Annotated in this window: 12 protein-coding genes and 1 pseudogene; 9 read left to right on the top strand and 4 right to left on the bottom strand. The window is 41.0% G+C overall.

All coding sequences use genetic code 11. The annotated features are described in order from the left end of the window. Position 1: 1 nt before the first annotated feature. Both NBC122_RS06875 and NBC122_RS06870 read left to right on the top strand, forming a co-directional pair. Positions 2-1096: a transposase gene (locus tag NBC122_RS06875; protein WP_133439677.1), complete on the top strand. Its 1095-nt coding sequence runs from the start codon at positions 2-4 to the stop codon at positions 1094-1096. Between the two features lie 405 nt (positions 1097-1501). After that, a pseudogene (locus NBC122_RS06870) lies at positions 1502-1774 on the top strand (hypothetical protein); the annotation flags it as partial. Positions 1775-2738: 964 nt separating this feature from the next. On the opposite strand, the gene NBC122_RS06865 reads toward NBC122_RS06870, so the two are convergent. From NBC122_RS06865 to NBC122_RS06850, 4 genes are all read right to left on the bottom strand, one after another. Beyond that, on the bottom strand, positions 2739-3176 hold the full coding sequence (locus NBC122_RS06865; protein ID WP_133439676.1) for a UPF0158 family protein: 438 nt from the start codon (positions 3174-3176) through the stop codon (positions 2739-2741). 175 nt (positions 3177-3351) lie between these two features. Beyond that, positions 3352-4626: a RidA family protein gene (locus tag NBC122_RS06860; RefSeq protein WP_133439675.1), complete on the bottom strand. Its 1275-nt coding sequence runs from the start codon at positions 4624-4626 to the stop codon at positions 3352-3354. A 1170-nt stretch (positions 4627-5796) separates the two neighbouring features. Further along, the gene (dnaK, locus tag NBC122_RS06855) at positions 5797-7695 is read right to left on the bottom strand and encodes a molecular chaperone DnaK (RefSeq protein ID WP_133439674.1); all 1899 of its coding nucleotides are present in this window, start codon (positions 7693-7695) and stop codon (positions 5797-5799) included. Positions 7696-8303: 608 nt separating this feature from the next. Continuing rightward, entirely contained in the window at positions 8304-8690 is a 387-nt protein-coding gene (locus tag NBC122_RS06850) for a c-type cytochrome (protein WP_133439673.1), read from the bottom strand. A 137-nt stretch (positions 8691-8827) separates the two neighbouring features. Here NBC122_RS06850 and NBC122_RS06845 point away from each other — a divergent pair, with 137 nt between their 5' ends. The 7 genes from NBC122_RS06845 (at position 8828) to NBC122_RS06815 (ending at position 15436) form a co-directional block, all read left to right on the top strand. Beyond that, a complete protein-coding gene (locus tag NBC122_RS06845) occupies positions 8828-9328 on the top strand; it encodes a c-type cytochrome (RefSeq protein ID WP_133439672.1) in 501 nt (166 codons plus the stop codon). Positions 9329-9415: 87 nt separating this feature from the next. After that, the gene (nosZ, locus tag NBC122_RS06840; protein ID WP_133439671.1) at positions 9416-11410 is read left to right on the top strand and encodes a Sec-dependent nitrous-oxide reductase; all 1995 of its coding nucleotides are present in this window, start codon (positions 9416-9418) and stop codon (positions 11408-11410) included. Positions 11411-11541: 131 nt separating this feature from the next. Beyond that, a complete protein-coding gene (locus NBC122_RS06835; protein WP_133439670.1) occupies positions 11542-12129 on the top strand; it encodes a hypothetical protein in 588 nt (195 codons plus the stop codon). Between the two features lie 48 nt (positions 12130-12177). Next, on the top strand, positions 12178-12588 hold the full coding sequence (locus tag NBC122_RS06830) for a nitrous oxide reductase accessory protein NosL (protein WP_133439669.1): 411 nt from the start codon (positions 12178-12180) through the stop codon (positions 12586-12588). Between the two features lie 47 nt (positions 12589-12635). Beyond that, positions 12636-13886, top strand: coding sequence for a nitrous oxide reductase family maturation protein NosD (locus NBC122_RS06825; protein WP_133439668.1), 1251 nt, complete (start codon positions 12636-12638; stop codon positions 13884-13886). 72 nt (positions 13887-13958) lie between these two features. Continuing rightward, on the top strand, positions 13959-14672 hold the full coding sequence (locus NBC122_RS06820) for an ABC transporter ATP-binding protein (protein WP_133439667.1): 714 nt from the start codon (positions 13959-13961) through the stop codon (positions 14670-14672). Then, entirely contained in the window at positions 14669-15436 is a 768-nt protein-coding gene (locus NBC122_RS06815; RefSeq protein ID WP_133439666.1) for an ABC transporter permease subunit, read from the top strand. Before NBC122_RS06820 ends, NBC122_RS06815 begins: the two co-directional genes overlap by 4 nt. The last annotated feature ends 66 nt before the right edge of the window (positions 15437-15502 follow it).

The following is a 15502-nucleotide window of genomic DNA, read 5'->3' as shown; positions in this document are numbered from 1 at the left end:
CATGGAAAAATCCACAATGACATTGACCCGAAAAATTCAGCTGCTGATCGACGTTCCTGCAGATGAAAAAAGAGAGATGTGGGAAAAACTCTACCGCTATCAGAACCGCTGTTTCCGGGCGGCTAATTTAATTGTTTCCCATCTCTATGTGCAGGAAATGATCAAAGATTTCTTTTACCTCACAGAAGAAATCCAATACAAGCTGGCTGATGAAAAAAAAGATGAAATGGGAATATTTACCCGTTCGAAAACGCACACCACCGCACGCATGGTTTTCGACCGCTTCAAAGGGGAGATTCCCGTCGATATTCTGGGAAGCCTGAACAATACGATACAGTCTAACTTTTCTAAAGACAAAGTGGATTACTGGAAAGGCTTAAAATCATTGAGAAACTTTAAAAAGGACATTCCCATTCCTGTTCCGGTAAAATACACCACCAAAATGAGGTATGATCCGGATAAAAAAGCGTTTTGCTTCAATATGCTTGCGATTCCGGTAAAAACGTATTTAGGAAGAGACTTTTCTGATAAGCGGGAGATCCTGGAACGCCTCTTAAGAAAAGACATCGCGCTTCGTACCTCACAGATTCAGTTGAAGGCAGGGAAAATCTTTTGGCTCGCCGTATTTGAATTTGAAAAAGAGGAGCATCTTTTAAAACCCGAAATTATTGCTGAAGCTTCCCTGTCTTTGGAACATCCGATCGTGGTACAAGCCAATAAGGTGCGGATGAATATTGGCTCAAAAGAGGAGTTTTTATACCGCAGGTTGGCGATTCAAGCCAGTCAGAAAAGAATTCAAAGCGGTATTGCTTTCTGCCATTCGGGAAATGGTGCCAAACGGAAACAAAAGGCGCTGCACAAAACAGAAAATAGGGAAAGTCGGTATGTAAGTCATCGGCTTCATCTCTACAGCAGGAAGTTGATCGATTTCTGCGTTCAACAGCAAGCGGGCACCCTTATTCTGAAAGATCAGGAAGACAAGATAGGAATTGCAAAAGAACAGGAATTTGTGCTTCGCAACTGGAGTTATTATGAATTGCAGACCAAAATAAAATACAAAGCAGAAAAGGCAGGTATCGAATTGATCATTGGATAGCTGAAAAAAAAATAACGAGGGTGCTTGTACATCCGCAGGGTGAGGTCATGAACACTCACTAAATACTCAAGAGTATATACAACAGAGCTCCTCACATTTTTATGCAACAAAGGCAGGTATCGAACTGATCATCGGATAGCGGAAAAAAATAACGAGGGTGCCTGTACACCCGCAGGGTGAGGTCTTGAACACTCACTAAATACTGAATAGTATATACAACTGAGCGGTTTTCTTTTTTATGCAACAAAGGCAGGAATCTACTTCCATCGGTAGGAATCTGGGGTGTCTTTCTTAGTTTACACCGTTGTGGGCAGGAATCAGATCTTTTGGATCAAGATAACCGGTGCCAAAAAGATGGCTCGGCTTTGTTTGATCTGCTCCGAAGTCGGAGACTTCGGAGAGCGGGGAAATGGCGCGAAACGGAAACAAAAGGCGCTGTATACAACAGATAACCTGGAAAGCCGATATGCGAGTCACCGGCTTCATTTGTATAGCAGAAAATTGATCGATTACTGCATCCAGCACCAAGCGGGCACCCTTATTCTTAAAAATCAGGAAGACAAAATTGGCATCGCAAAAGAACAGGAATTGGTGCTGCGCAACTGGAGTTATTATGAATTGCAGACCAAAATAAAATACAAAACCGAAAAAGCTGGGATCGAATGGATCATTGGATAGCTGAACAAATAACGAGGGTGCTTGTAAACCCGTAGGGTGAGGTCATGAACACTCACTAAATACTGAAGAGTATATACAACGGCGTGGGCTCTTTTTTTTGTCTCAAAACTTGGATTTCAATAAATAAGTCAGAGTACTAAGTTCTATAACGAGTTGCGACCCAATGCCAGTCGTGATGATGCAACCCCAATGCAGGCACATCTAAAATCTGGAAAATTAAACAGGAGATGGGAAAACTATAATAACAACTTTAACTATAGAAATACAACGGTATAGTTCATTCAGGATGATCATTTATAAGGGTATAGTTATATCAGAATTTATTGAGTAATCTGTATCCTTATTTTAGGACGGGTCACACTGAGCATACCCGAAGTGCCTCCCAAAGTCATCCCCTTGGCATCCCCCAGGAATCCCCCACGATAAAGCATGAGAAAGCATTAAAAAAGAGATCGGCAGATTTGGTCGTTTTCGGCAAATCCGGCCGTTTCCGGCGGAAAGAAATTGGTGTAGGAAATAGAACAGTCCGTTATTCGCTTTTCAGCCGGGATTTTTTTTAAAATACTGTTTTGTGATAAAAAGTGCGCGTCAAGCGAAACAATCTATAACTGAGTTCCCTTACCAGGTTCGGATTTGATCCCACGATGGAGTCGTGCGGTAAACCGTGAGCAACCTTGCGCATGGATACTATTATCAAACAGCCATCAGATTAACAATTTAAAAACGTTGAAGGTGCAATCGTACAGTAGTGGGAGGAACCACGGCAATTGCGCGGCCTGGATTTCAATAGAAACAGAACAGTACAGGACACTCAGGAAACGGCTGAATCCCGTCACGGGCACGATGAAAATCTGCGGTGGCCATGGACTTTTTGTTAAAAAACCTTTGCACCGTGAAATCTTAGATAGTGAGTGGTCTTTAGGTGAAAACCCCGAACTCAAGGTACACTTCAAGGCCCGTTCATCTATTTCACAATGCCTTTTGCTTCGTTTAATTGCATTGCCACTATTTTTTCCAGTTGCAATTTTTTAAAAGCAAACCATTCTTCTCTAAAATCAGAGTTGTCGATTGAATTCTTAAAATTCTGAAAGGGCTTTTTGTTTTCTAAAATACTTTCCAGTTCTGCTTGATAACGGGTGTCATTTAGCTGGTCAACGAATAGTTTCATTATTTTAAAGGATTCCTTGCTTTCTACAACTTCTATTTTAATGAAATCCGGCCTGTTTTTCTCAACCGCCTGTAGCTCATCTTTAAAGCATTCCTGAAATTCCTCTTCATCAAAAAAGTTTGAAAAGTTCGGAATTGAAATTATTTCATGACTTGTGGGATGATAATAGCAGTCATTTCCGCAATCCAATTCCTGTGCAATTTCTGCAATTGCTTTTAACATGGAATTTTCCATTTTTTTTAAAATTCAATAAGTTTATTTTACCATTACCATATTCAGTGGAGATCCTACGGATCCTTTCGTGCAGGTGATTTCGGTTCCGTTCAATCACCGAGGAGAATGATTTCGCCTCTGCGGCCGGCATTCACAAATAACTTCGCTCCGTGCTGTATTTGACGGAAAATTCCAGTTATGCTTTTGGAGGGGTTCCTTCTGCGTTGGCAACAACTGCATCAATCTGGATCAAAGCATCTTTCTGTAAAGCGGAGACACCCACTGTTCTTCTTGCAGGAATACCGCCAGGGAAGAATTTTTTGTAAACTTCGTCTACGGCATCCATATCTGCAATATTTTTAACAAAGATATTGACTTTAACGACATCTTCCATAACGTGGCTGATGCTTTCGACAATGGCCTTGATGTTTTTCAAGCACTGTTCCGTCTGTTCTCTTATACCACCGGCAACCAGTTCACCCGTTTTCGCATCCAAAGGCAGTTGCGCTGAAAGATGATTGTAATGAGAAAAAGCTACGGTTTGTGTACACAGAGAACATTCAGGTGCATTTTGAGTGTTATTTGCCCAAATAACGATTCCATGCCTGTGCTCTACGGCTTGCGGAGGTGTACCGTCTCCGTGTGACACCACTGCTTCAATCTGGATCAGGGCATCCATCGGTAAGGCTGAAGCGGCAACTGTTGTGCGTGCAGGAACATACCCTACAGTTCTGGCAATCGCAGAGTCTGGGAAAAATGTGGAGTACACTTCGTTTACGGCATCAATATCTGCGAGGTTTTTAAGGAAGATATTAATTTTGACAATATCGTCAAAAGGGACATCGATACTTTCTAAAATCGCCTTGATATTTTTCAGGCACTGGGTCGTCTGCTCTTTTACACCGCCAGCCACCAATCTGCCCGATTTCGGATCGACTGGTAACTGAGCTGAAAGGTTATTGTAGTGAGAGAAAGCGACCGCCTGCGCAGATAAAGTACTTACGGGCGCATTGGGCGTATTATTGGTCAGTTTTATAAGATCGCCGGATTGTGGTGCGTCTGGAATGGTACCTTCGCCGTTCGAAATAAGAGCTTCAATCTGGACCAGCGCATTCATCGGTAAGGCTGCCACGGCCACTGTCGTCCTTGTCGGAACATAGGTTGGGAAGAATGTTTTATAAACTTCGTCTACAGCATCAGCATCTTTGATGGCGGTTACGAATACAGTGATTCTTATAACATCGCTCATCACATGGCCGATACTGTCTACAACGGCCTTGATGTTTTTGAAGCACTGTTCTGCCTGCTCCCTGATACCGCCGGATACCAATGCACCTGATTTCGGATCCACCGGCAATTGGGCCGACAGGTTATTGTAATGGGAGAAGGCTACCGTTTGCGAGTAGGAACCGATTGCTTTTGCAGCATTTTCCGTATTTCTTGCCAATAAGGAATTTACTTTTGAACTCATCTTTATCAATTTAGTCGGTTAATAAATAATGTGAGTTACGCTTTAATTTAGCTTCAATGGCGGAAATTAAGCGCTGCGCTCCATCGTACAAAATTACTGTAAAATCTTTTTAAAGAAATGTCTGAAAACCATAAATTTTACCGTCGAAGCAAAACTTTATGATATTTTAAGTAGACGTTAACATACTGCATGTCTTGTCTTTGCAGACAAAATAAAAGTCCAATTTTTGTCTGCAGTAATGCAACGACAAACAAAGATTTCTTTATACTTTTAAGATGATCCAAGACGCTAAAGCTTATTGGAGTAAGACAAATTCACGAGAAAGCATGAGAAAGCATTAAATAGGAGATCGCCATATGGAGTCGTTTTCGGCAGAAACCGGAGCAGCAAACAGAGCAGTTCGCTCTCCCTTTTTTCATCCGGGAATTTGTTTTAAAAATACTGTTTAAAAGTCTGTTTAAAAGTCTGTTTAAATTTCATCAAAATTAATTTCCCCAACCCTTACTTAGGCTTTGCTCAGCATAAAAAAGGGAATAATTTGATGAAATTTTCAGAGAACTTTTCCACCTTTTAGGGTTGGGGAAAAAGAAAATGTTTTTTGTAAGCAAATGTAAACAGGGCTCTAAAGTTCAGTGCCGTTATCGGGGAAACTTTTTAGGTGATCGAACCGGGTCTTTTTGTTCTTTTTTGCGAAAGTATTGTCATGAACTCCTCATGAACTATCCATGAAGTATCCATGAAGCATCCATGAAGCATCTATGAAGCATCTATGCATTATGACATTATCGTCAGTTGGAGGGTGAAAGGCGGAAGAGGTGATCTTCTCACAGCGCCTAAGTATAGCAGTGCTAAGGAAGCTTTTAGCCAGGCGGCACCCAAGAGGTAAAGAAATATACTGCAAGTCAACCGCTTAACTATAATATTAATGGACTGGTTATGGATTCGTTATGGAGTTGCTATGGAGTTGTTGTGGATCGGTAATGGAGAAATTAACCTGCGATGACTGAAAAGCAGTTCAAAATGCCGGACGATTGCCACGATAACTGAGGAACATGCCAATTCATTTTTATAAAGATATAAAAAATTCCCCAAGTTTTCACCTGGGGAATTCCAATTATTTTTCCTCACCCTAAATCCTTCTCCAGAGGAGAGAGACTTTTTTTGTGGGGATTATTTCACTTCTTCGAAGTCAGCATCCTGAACATCTTCGCCTCCTGCATTTCCAGCAGGATTTCCCTGTGCCTGGTCAGCACCTGGCTGTCCCTGGTTGCCTGCAGCGTACATTTCTTCAGAAGCTGCCATCCAAGCAGCATCCAAAGCTTCAGTTTTCGCTTTTACACTCTCCATGTCTTTCGCTTCGAAAGCGGCTTTCAATTCTGTATGCGCAGCTTCAACTGCCGCTTTTTTATCAGCAGATAATTTGTCGCCAAATTCTTTCAGTTGTTTTTCAGTCTGGAAGATCAATCCGTCTGCTTTATTGAATACTTCAACTTCTTCTTTTTTCTTCGCATCCGCAGAAGCATTTTCTTCAGCTTCACGCTTCATTCTTTGGATTTCATCATCTGAAAGTCCTGAACTTGCCTGAATTTTAATTGACTGTTCTTTTCCGGTTCCTTTATCTTTGGCAGAAACACTCAGGATTCCGTTGGCATCGATATCGAAAGTTACTTCGATCTGAGGAACTCCTCTCTGAGCCGGTGGAATGTCTGATAAATCAAAACGTCCGATTTCTTTATTGTCATTAAACATTGGTCTTTCTCCCTGTCCTACTCTGATAGAAACTGCAGGCTGGTTGTCACTTGCTGTTGAGAAAACCTCTGATTTTTTAGTCGGGATTGTGGTATTTGCGTCAATCAGTTTTGTAAATACAGAACCCATGGTTTCAATACCTAATGAAAGTGGCGTAACGTCTAATAAAAGTACGTCTTTCACATCACCAGTTAAAACTCCACCCTGAATCGCTGCTCCTAAAGCAACAACCTCATCAGGATTCACTCCTTTTGAAGGGGTTTTTCCGAAGAATTTCTCTACCTGTTCCTGAATGATCGGGATTCTTGTAGAACCACCCACTAAAATTACCTCATCAATATCTGAAACAGAAAGACCAGCATCTGAAAGGGCTTTTTTACAAGGCTCCATAGAACGTCTTACCAAGTCAGCCGCCAACTGTTCGAATTTTGATTTGGTCAAAGTTTTAACCAAGTGTTTCGGACCTGTTGCAGTTGCGGTAATATAAGGAAGGTTAATTTCAGTTTGTGAAGAAGAAGACAATTCGATTTTTGCTTTCTCTGCGGCTTCTTTTAATCTTTGAAGCGCGATTGGATCAGCTTTCAAATCTACCCCTTCTTCGGTTTTGAATTCGTCTGCTAACCAGTTGATGATCACATCATCAAAATCATCACCTCCAAGGTGAGTGTCACCATTGGTGGATAATACTTCGAAAACACCGTCGCCCAAATCAAGGATAGAAACGTCAAAAGTTCCTCCACCCAAATCGTAAACTGCGATTTTCTGGTCTTTGTGATTTTTATCTAAACCATAAGCCAATGCTGCTGCGGTAGGCTCATTGATAATTCTTTCTACTTTTAAACCGGCGATTTCACCCGCTTCTTTGGTAGCCTGTCTCTGTGCGTCATTAAAATAAGCAGGAACGGTAATTACGGCTCTTGTTACTTCCTGTCCCAAATAATCTTCGGCAGTTTTCTTCATTTTCTGAAGAATCATTGCAGAGATTTCCTGAGGGGTATATTCTCTGTCGTCGATCTTTACTTTTGCGGTATCGTTAGGACCAGGTACTACTGTATAAGGTACTCTGGAAACTTCAGATGCATCATCTTTAAAGTGGGTTCCGATAAATCTTTTAATAGAATATACGGTCTTGGTCGGATTGGTTACCGCCTGTCTTTTTGCAGGATCACCTACTTTTCTTTCACCGTCTTCTGTAAATGCAACGATGGAAGGAGTTGTTCTTTTGCCTTCTGCATTAGGAATTACTACCGGATCTTTACCTTCCATTACAGCGACACAAGAATTGGTTGTTCCTAAGTCGATTCCAATTATTTTGCTCATTTTATTTATATTTTTAGTTGTTATTAATGTTAATTTTTACAATCTGTACTTCTCCAATTTTATACCAAGGGAAAATTTATGACAAATTGACAGATTGGGTGCCGTCCCAGAAATGAAACGGAATATTTATATTGCTCCATCCACCTCAGGAGTGCACAGATAGTCGTTGAGAAGAAATATATTTTTAGAGCCTGTTTAAATTTGTGTAAAAACCACAAAAGGCACAAAAGGGATATTCTTTTAAGCTTTTCAAAGAGCAAATAAGGAAACTGTCCTAAAAAGTTGTGTTTTTTGCTCTATGGAGTGTTTTCTTTTTAGATTTTTTTTGCTCATTTTGCGGTTTAACTATTTTAATCATTTTTAAACAGGTTCTTAATCCTCATTACGGATATGCATATTGCGTTTTCAGCAAAACACAAATACCCCTGATTTTTCCACAAATAACACGACTTTTCGTAAAACGTTTTTTTTCAAAAACAGATTTAAGTTCAAACTCTATTTCCATGCAAAATGTCACAGCGCTTCATTCATTAGATTTGCTTCTGACTCAGAAACAAAAAAGACACCTTACCCGGTAAGATGTCTTTAATTTTTAATGAAGTGGTCTGTTATTTTTTAAGCGTCATGATATATTCCACCATTTTCTTAGCATTTTCTTTACTCATGCCCGTATGTGGTGTCATCGGGATTTCTCCCCAGTTGCCTTTTCCGCCTTCAATAATCTTGTTGGCAAGCATATCAAGATCGCCTTCTGTATATTTATCTGCTACTTCCTGGTAAGAGGGCCCAACAAGTCTGGCATCAACTTTATGACAGGTTAAACAATCTGCTCCTTCGATCAGAGCCAGCCCTTCATTTTTACCTGCTGCCGCAGAATCTACAACTTTCACTACAGGTTCCTCCTTCATTACATTGCTGTCCATATTGGGATTGCTTTCTTTCTTGTTACATGCTATCAGTGCTAAAACGCCGCAGATTACGAGATACTTTTTCATTCTTTTCTTATTTTAAATATCAGTTAAAATTTTGTATCACAAATTTGACGATAATTATCATACGGTATATATGATTACAGTCATAACGAGAATCAAGCAAACGGTAGTACTTTTGAACATACAAAAAAATCAAAACAATGAAATTAGTAAAAACAATTGCCCTGGCAACGCTTACCTTCGCCTTATTCTCTTGCGGAGGAGACAAAAAAACCGATTCAGTTCCTACAGCATCATCTGACGCTGCTACAACTGCAAATGAAACTAGCGCTGAAATGGAGGCTAGTGCTGCGAAGTACGACCCAAACAGAGGTCTGGGTAAACATGAAAACGTTGATGTAAGTAAGTTTGATCCGGCAATGGCTGCTGCAGGTAAAAAAATAGCTGAAGTAAAATGTACTTCCTGCCACAAACCAACCGACGAAAAATTAGTGGGTCCGGGCTGGCTGGGCGTTACAAAAAGACAGACTCCGGAGTGGATTATGAACTTTATCTCTAATCCTGACCCGATGATCGACGTAGATCCTGAATTACAGAAACAACTGGAACTCTGTTTGGTGAGAATGCCAAATCAAGCCCTTACAGATACCGACGCCAGAGAAGTTCTCGAATACATGAGACAGATCGACGGCGCCAAATAATACCTCCTGATGATGAATGGTAAACAGATTCTTATTTACCATTCATCTTCTTTTCCTTTCTATTCCGAAAGAATTAATCAATAATATATGAAAACTTACAAGAAAATTGGACTCGCAGCTTTTGCTGCGGTGAGTATTGTCGCATGTAAACCTAAGGGTACGCAGACTGCTGTATCAGGCGATGCTGCGGAGAAAGTGTATGTTGCTCCGGGAAAACATGATGAGGTTTACAACTTCGTCAGCGGTGGTTTTAATGGGCAAATCAGCGTTGTCGGGCTGCCAAGTGGCAGAACTTTGAAAATCGTTCCCGTATTCTCTGTACATCCGGAAAATGGTTATGGATTCAGCGAAGAAACAAAACCGATGCTCGAAACTTCCCACGGGTTCGTGCCTTGGGATGACCAGCACCACCTTGCCCTGTCACAGACCAACGGAGAAATTGACGGCAGGTATTTATTTGCCAACGCCAATAACACTCCGCGTGTTGCTAAGATTGACCTGACCACTTTTAAAACAACAGAGATTATTGAAATCCCTAACTCTGCAGGGAACCACTCCTCTCCTTTCTTAACGGAAAACACCGAATATGTCGTTGCCGGAACCCGTTTCGCCGTACCTGTTGACGGACAGGGCGACGTGCCAATTGAGTCTTTCAAAGAAAATTTTAAAGGTTACCTTTCTTTCATTGGAATTGGAAAAGAAGATGGAAAAATGGACATCACGTTCCAAATTGAAGCTCCGGGATTCAACTTTGACCTGTCGCACGCCGGTAAAGGGAAATCCCACGGCTGGTTCTTCTTCTCCTGTTATAACTCCGAACAGGCCAACACGCTTCTGGAAGTAAATGCTTCTCAAAACGAGAAAGATTTCATCATGGCCGTCAACTGGAAAAAAGCTGAAGAATATCTGAAAGCAGGAAAAGCCAAAAAAATGGCGGTAGAATACGCGCACAACACCTTTGACGAATCTACCCAAATGGCGAAATCTGAAATCTTAAAAGAAGTTTCTGTTCTTTCTGCTAAAGAATTAAAAGACATCTGCTATTTAATTCCCTGTCCAAAATCTCCGCACGGTTGCGATATTGATCCAACGGGGGAGTACATTATCGGATCTGGAAAACTGGCTGCTTTGATCCCTGTATTCAGTTTTGATAAATTAATGAAAGCAATTGCAGACAAAAATTTCTCAGGCGAATTTGACGGTATTCCAATCGTTAAATATGATGCCGTTTTACACGGTGAAGTTCAGAAACCGGGTTTAGGGCCACTCCACACCGAATTTGACGGAAAGGGAAATGCCTATACCTCGATGTTCGTTTCTTCTGAAGTCGTGAAATGGGATATCGCAACCTGTAAGGTTTTAGACAGAACTCCAACGTTCTACTCTGTAGGTCACTTAATGATTCCAGGTGGAGATACTAAAAATCCTTACGGAAAATATCTGGTTGCTTATAACAAAATTACGAAAGACCGGTATTTACCAACGGGTCCGGAATTAACGCAGTCTGCCCAGCTGTTTGACATCAGTGGAGACAAAATGAAACTGCTCCTGGACTTCCCAACCATTGGTGAGCCGCATTATGCACAGGCCGGTCCGGCAGCTTTGTTTACGAAAAACCAGATAAAATTCTATAAACTGGAAGACAACAAACACCCGTATGCGACCAAAGGTGAAGCCGAAAGCAAAGTCGTCAGAGAAGGAAATAAAGTTCATGTTTATATGACTTCTATCCGCTCTCACTTTGCACCGGATAATATCGAGGGCGTAAAAGTAGGTGACGAAGTTTACTTCCACGTGACGAATCTGGAACAGGATTGGGACGTGCCGCACGGATTCGCAGTCAAAGGCGCACAAAATGCAGAACTCCTCATCATGCCGGGTGAAACCTGTACCCTGAAATGGGTTCCCCTAAAACCGGGAATGTATCCGATGTACTGTACCGACTTCTGTTCTGCCCTACACCAGGAAATGCAGGGATACGTAAGAGTATCACCGGCTGGCAGCAATACCCCGCTTATCTATTCACTGAATAATAAAAAGGACAATGCTCAAAGCCCTGTAAAACAAGGTGAAACCAAGTAAAAATCAGGAATAAAGGGCAGTTTTTTACTGCCCTTTTTAATTTAAATAATTGAGGTCATTTACTGAAAAACAGTAAACCGTCACTTTACTGAATCCATCAGCAAAAACTTAAATACCTTAAAAAAAACAAAATGAAAACAAACGCAATCCAAAAATGGAGTAAAATACTTCTTATCCTTTTGGGCATCGGATTAATTGTTGCGATTTTTGTGCCCATCTGGTCCATCTATCTCAACGCGCCACAATATCCGGAAGGCCTAGCGATGTTCATCCACGCCGATAAAATATCCGGAGAATACGCAATCATTAACGGTCTGAATCATTATATCGGGATGAAAGAAATACACGCCGACGAATTTTGGGAATTCAAAATCCTGCCTTACGCATTAGGAATTTTTGCACTTCTCTGTTTTTTGGCCGCTTTCTTGAACAGCCGGAAACTTCTTTATACCCTAACCGGCATCTATTTACTCTTCGGTGTAGGATTCGTATTTGATTTCTGGCGGTGGCTCTACGATTACGGCCACAACCTGAATCCTCATGCAGCGATTATCGTTCCCGGAATGTCTTACCAACCTCCACTTTTCGGCTATAAACAATTGCTTAATTTTGAAGTATGGTCTTATCCCAATATTGGAGGCGGCATCATGATTGGCGCTGGTGTTATTTTGATTATCTTAGCATTGATGGAAAACAGAATTGCTAAAAAAGCAGTTTGAGACCTTCCATTATTTCAACTTATTATCTATTTAAAAAAATTAAAAATTATGAAATTATTAGGAAGATTATTTTTAGCAGGCAGCATGATTGCTTTGACCGCATGTACGAAAACCGGACCTCAGGAAATTGCGGTGGGCAAAGACCAGTGCGACAACTGCAAAATGACCATTACCGAGCCGAAATACGCTACCGAATTAATTACCGAAAAAGGCAGACTTTATAAATTTGATGATATCCACTGCATGGAGGATTACCAAACTTCTAATCCCGAAACCACCGGTAATGCAAAAGCATATGTGGCCGATTTCCCAAGTGGAGCGTTTATAGAAAGCAATACGGCCACTTTTATTAAAGGAGGCGACATTAAAAGTCCAATGGGCGGAAACACACAGGCTTACAAAGACAAAGCCTCTGCAGAAAAAGCAGCGACCGAATTACACGCAACCCTACTCCAATAACAATCTGCAAACTTGTAATCCCCCAAGGATCGCAGTTGGTATGAAATATGAAAAATAAAATATCCTGTTTACTGTTTATACTTTTACCGGTTTTTGCGTTTTCCGCAGTTTTAAAAGTCGGTAAAAACGGGCAGTACAAAACCATCAGACAAGCCATTGCCGCCGCAAAAAACGGCGACACTATTTTCGTGCAGAAGGGCCATTATCGGGAAGGAACCATCGATATCGAAAAATCATTAACCCTGATCGGAATAGACCGACCGGTAATTGACGGAAACCTCGACGGAGAAATCATCACCTTTAAGGCTGACCGTATTACTTTGAAAGGATTTAAACTGATCAACAGCGGCAGAGACGAAATCAAAAGTGTGGCCGCCGTGCATATTTACACCAGCGCCGATTCGGTCATCGATAATAATATTTTTGAAAACAACCATTTCGGAATTTATGTTCAGAGAGGATTGCGCTGTATGATCAGCAATAACAAAATCACCAGCAACCGCGGCACTTCTGAGGAAAGCATCGGCGACGGAATCCATCTTTTGGGAAGCCGTGAAATTTGGGTGAAAAACAATTACATCAGCGGGCACAAAGACGGAATTTACCTCGAAAAAAATGCAAAATGCTTCGTCTATCGCAACCTTTCCCGACACAATCTCCGGTACGGGCTGCACTTTATGTTTTCCAATGACAGTGTTTACACAGGAAATGTCTTTGATAATAATGAAGCCGGTGTGGCCGTAATGTACGCCATGAATGTGAGCATGTACCACAACAAATTCATCAACAACTGGGGCGACAGTGTTTTCGGACTTTTATTAAAAGAAATTTCATTCAGCAAGATCAAAGGAAATACCTTCACCAACAACACCACCGCCATATTTGCCGACGGCGCCACTAAAATCGATTTTTACAATAACCAGTTCGAAAACAACGGGTGGGCGATAAAAATCAACTCAAACTGTATGGAAAATAAAGTCATCAGAAATAATTTCATCAATAATACTTTCGATGTCAGCACCAACGGTTCTACCGTGATGAACGATTTCCGGTTTAATTACTGGGACAAATATGAAGGCTATGATCTGAATAAAGATAAGATCGGCGATGTGCCCTTTCATCCGTTGAGTTTATACTCGGTTTTGGTGGAACAGAATCCATCGGTGATGCTGCTCTTCAGAAGTTTTATGGTAGACATGCTGGACCGGACGGAAAAAATAATTCCGAGCTTGACGCCTGAAAGTTTTGTTGATGATCAACCGCTGATGAAACCTCTCCGCTTTAAAAATAATCTGTAGGATTTTTATTTAAAACTTTGGCAAAAGAAAAATTTAATGAAAGTTGATGTTGAAAATTAACATCTCAATGATATGATTGAAATTAAAAATTTAACGAAGAAATTCCAAAAGTTCACCGCCCTGAACGGGATTGATTTATCCTTTGAAAACGGCCATTCTATCGCACTAATAGGCCCAAACGGCTGTGGAAAAACCACCATGATTAAATGCATTTTAGGTTTAAATGTAGTTGAAGAGGGCGATATTTTGGTCGATGGCAAAAGTGTAAAAGACGATTACAAATACCGGGAAAACATCGGCTATATGCCACAGATAGGACGATATCCCGAAAACATGACCATCGAGGAAACCATTAAGATGATCAAAGATACGCGCAAAAACAGCAGCGATTATCTTGACACTGAACTTCTGGAAGCATTCGAACTTGAAAATATCTACGGTAAAAAAATGCGGACGCTTTCCGGCGGAACCACGCAGAAAGTAAGCGCCGTACTCGCTTTTCTTTTTAATCCTAAAGTAATTATTCTGGATGAACCTACCGCCGGCCTGGATCCACTGGCGACAGAAATCCTGAAAAACAAAATCATCAAGGAGAAAAACAAAGGAAAACTCATCATCATCACTTCTCACCTGCTGAGCGAACTGGACGATATCATCACCGAAATCGTTTTCATGAACGAAGGCAAAGTGGTCGTGCACCAATCCGTAGAAGATTTGAAAAAGGAAACCAATACCGAAAAAATTTCCGACGGGATTATTTCCATCTTAAAAGCAATGAAAAAATGAACAAAATAGCCCGCTTTATTTTATTTGACATTTTAAAAAATAAGATCGTGATTCTTTATACGGTTTTACTTTTCATTATTTCCTGGTCCGTTTTAGGACTGGATAACAATTACACCAAAGCCACGCTGAGTTTACTGAATGTGGTCTTGCTGGTGGTTCCGTTAGTCAGTATTATTTTCTCGACGATTTACGTTTATAACAGCAGTCAGTTTATCGAATTGCTTTTGAGCCAACCCGTTCCGCGCGGCAAGGTTTGGTTCAATCTTTTTCTGGGACTTGCTACGGCTCTTATTTTAGCATTTTTAATCGGATGCGGGATTCCGATCCTGTTATATTCTTCGATTGCGACCGGGATTTCTTTGTTGATAACGGGCGTTTTTCTGTCGGTTATTTTTACTTCTTTAGCGATGTTAGCCGCCATTTTCAGCAGAGACCGCGCCAAAGGAATCGGGATCTCCATTTTCATCTGGATGTTTTTCGCCATTATCTACGACGGGATTTTATTGGTCTTAATGTTTCAGTTCACCGATTATCCGATTGAAGGCATCATGGCCACTTTGGCGGCAGTTAATCCGATTGGACTTTCCAGAATTTTTGTGCTGCTTCAGTTAGATGTGGCCGCGATGCTGGGACAGGCCGGTGCGATTTTCAGACAGGTTTTTGGTTCAGGCGGCGGCATGGTGATATCCATCATCATCTTAGGAATCTGGACTTTGGTTCCGTTCTTATGGTCACTGATTATGTTCAATAAAAAAGATCTGTAAGTATTTTAGAACGCTTTATAAAAACTGATAAAACTCACCTAATTAATTGTTTGATATGTGATTACA

Origin of the sequence: Chryseobacterium salivictor, from assembly GCF_004359195.1 — a bacterium.
In the GTDB taxonomy this organism is placed as follows: Bacteria; Bacteroidota; Bacteroidia; order Flavobacteriales; family Weeksellaceae; genus Kaistella; species Kaistella salivictor.
The sequence above is the reverse complement of the archived record's forward strand: the minus strand, read 5'-3'. Positions and strand labels throughout refer to the sequence as shown.

Coding starts and splice junctions, on each gene's coding strand:
- NBC122_RS06860 (WP_133439675.1), bottom strand. CDS start 4,626: ATGAGTTCAAAAGTAAATTCCTTATTGGCAAGAAATACGGAAAATGCT.
- dnaK (WP_133439674.1), bottom strand. CDS start 7,695: ATGAGCAAAATAATTGGAATCGACTTAGGAACAACCAATTCTTGTGTC.
- NBC122_RS06845 (WP_133439672.1), top strand. CDS start 8,828: ATGAAATTAGTAAAAACAATTGCCCTGGCAACGCTTACCTTCGCCTTA.
- NBC122_RS06820 (WP_133439667.1), top strand. CDS start 13,959: ATGATTGAAATTAAAAATTTAACGAAGAAATTCCAAAAGTTCACCGCC.
- NBC122_RS06830 (WP_133439669.1), top strand. CDS start 12,178: ATGAAATTATTAGGAAGATTATTTTTAGCAGGCAGCATGATTGCTTTG.
- NBC122_RS06850 (WP_133439673.1), bottom strand. CDS start 8,690: ATGAAAAAGTATCTCGTAATCTGCGGCGTTTTAGCACTGATAGCATGT.
- NBC122_RS06835 (WP_133439670.1), top strand. CDS start 11,542: ATGAAAACAAACGCAATCCAAAAATGGAGTAAAATACTTCTTATCCTT.
- NBC122_RS06875 (WP_133439677.1), top strand. CDS start 2: ATGGAAAAATCCACAATGACATTGACCCGAAAAATTCAGCTGCTGATC.
- NBC122_RS06815 (WP_133439666.1), top strand. CDS start 14,669: ATGAACAAAATAGCCCGCTTTATTTTATTTGACATTTTAAAAAATAAG.
- nosZ (WP_133439671.1), top strand. CDS start 9,416: ATGAAAACTTACAAGAAAATTGGACTCGCAGCTTTTGCTGCGGTGAGT.
- NBC122_RS06825 (WP_133439668.1), top strand. CDS start 12,636: ATGAAAAATAAAATATCCTGTTTACTGTTTATACTTTTACCGGTTTTT.
- NBC122_RS06865 (WP_133439676.1), bottom strand. CDS start 3,176: ATGGAAAATTCCATGTTAAAAGCAATTGCAGAAATTGCACAGGAATTG.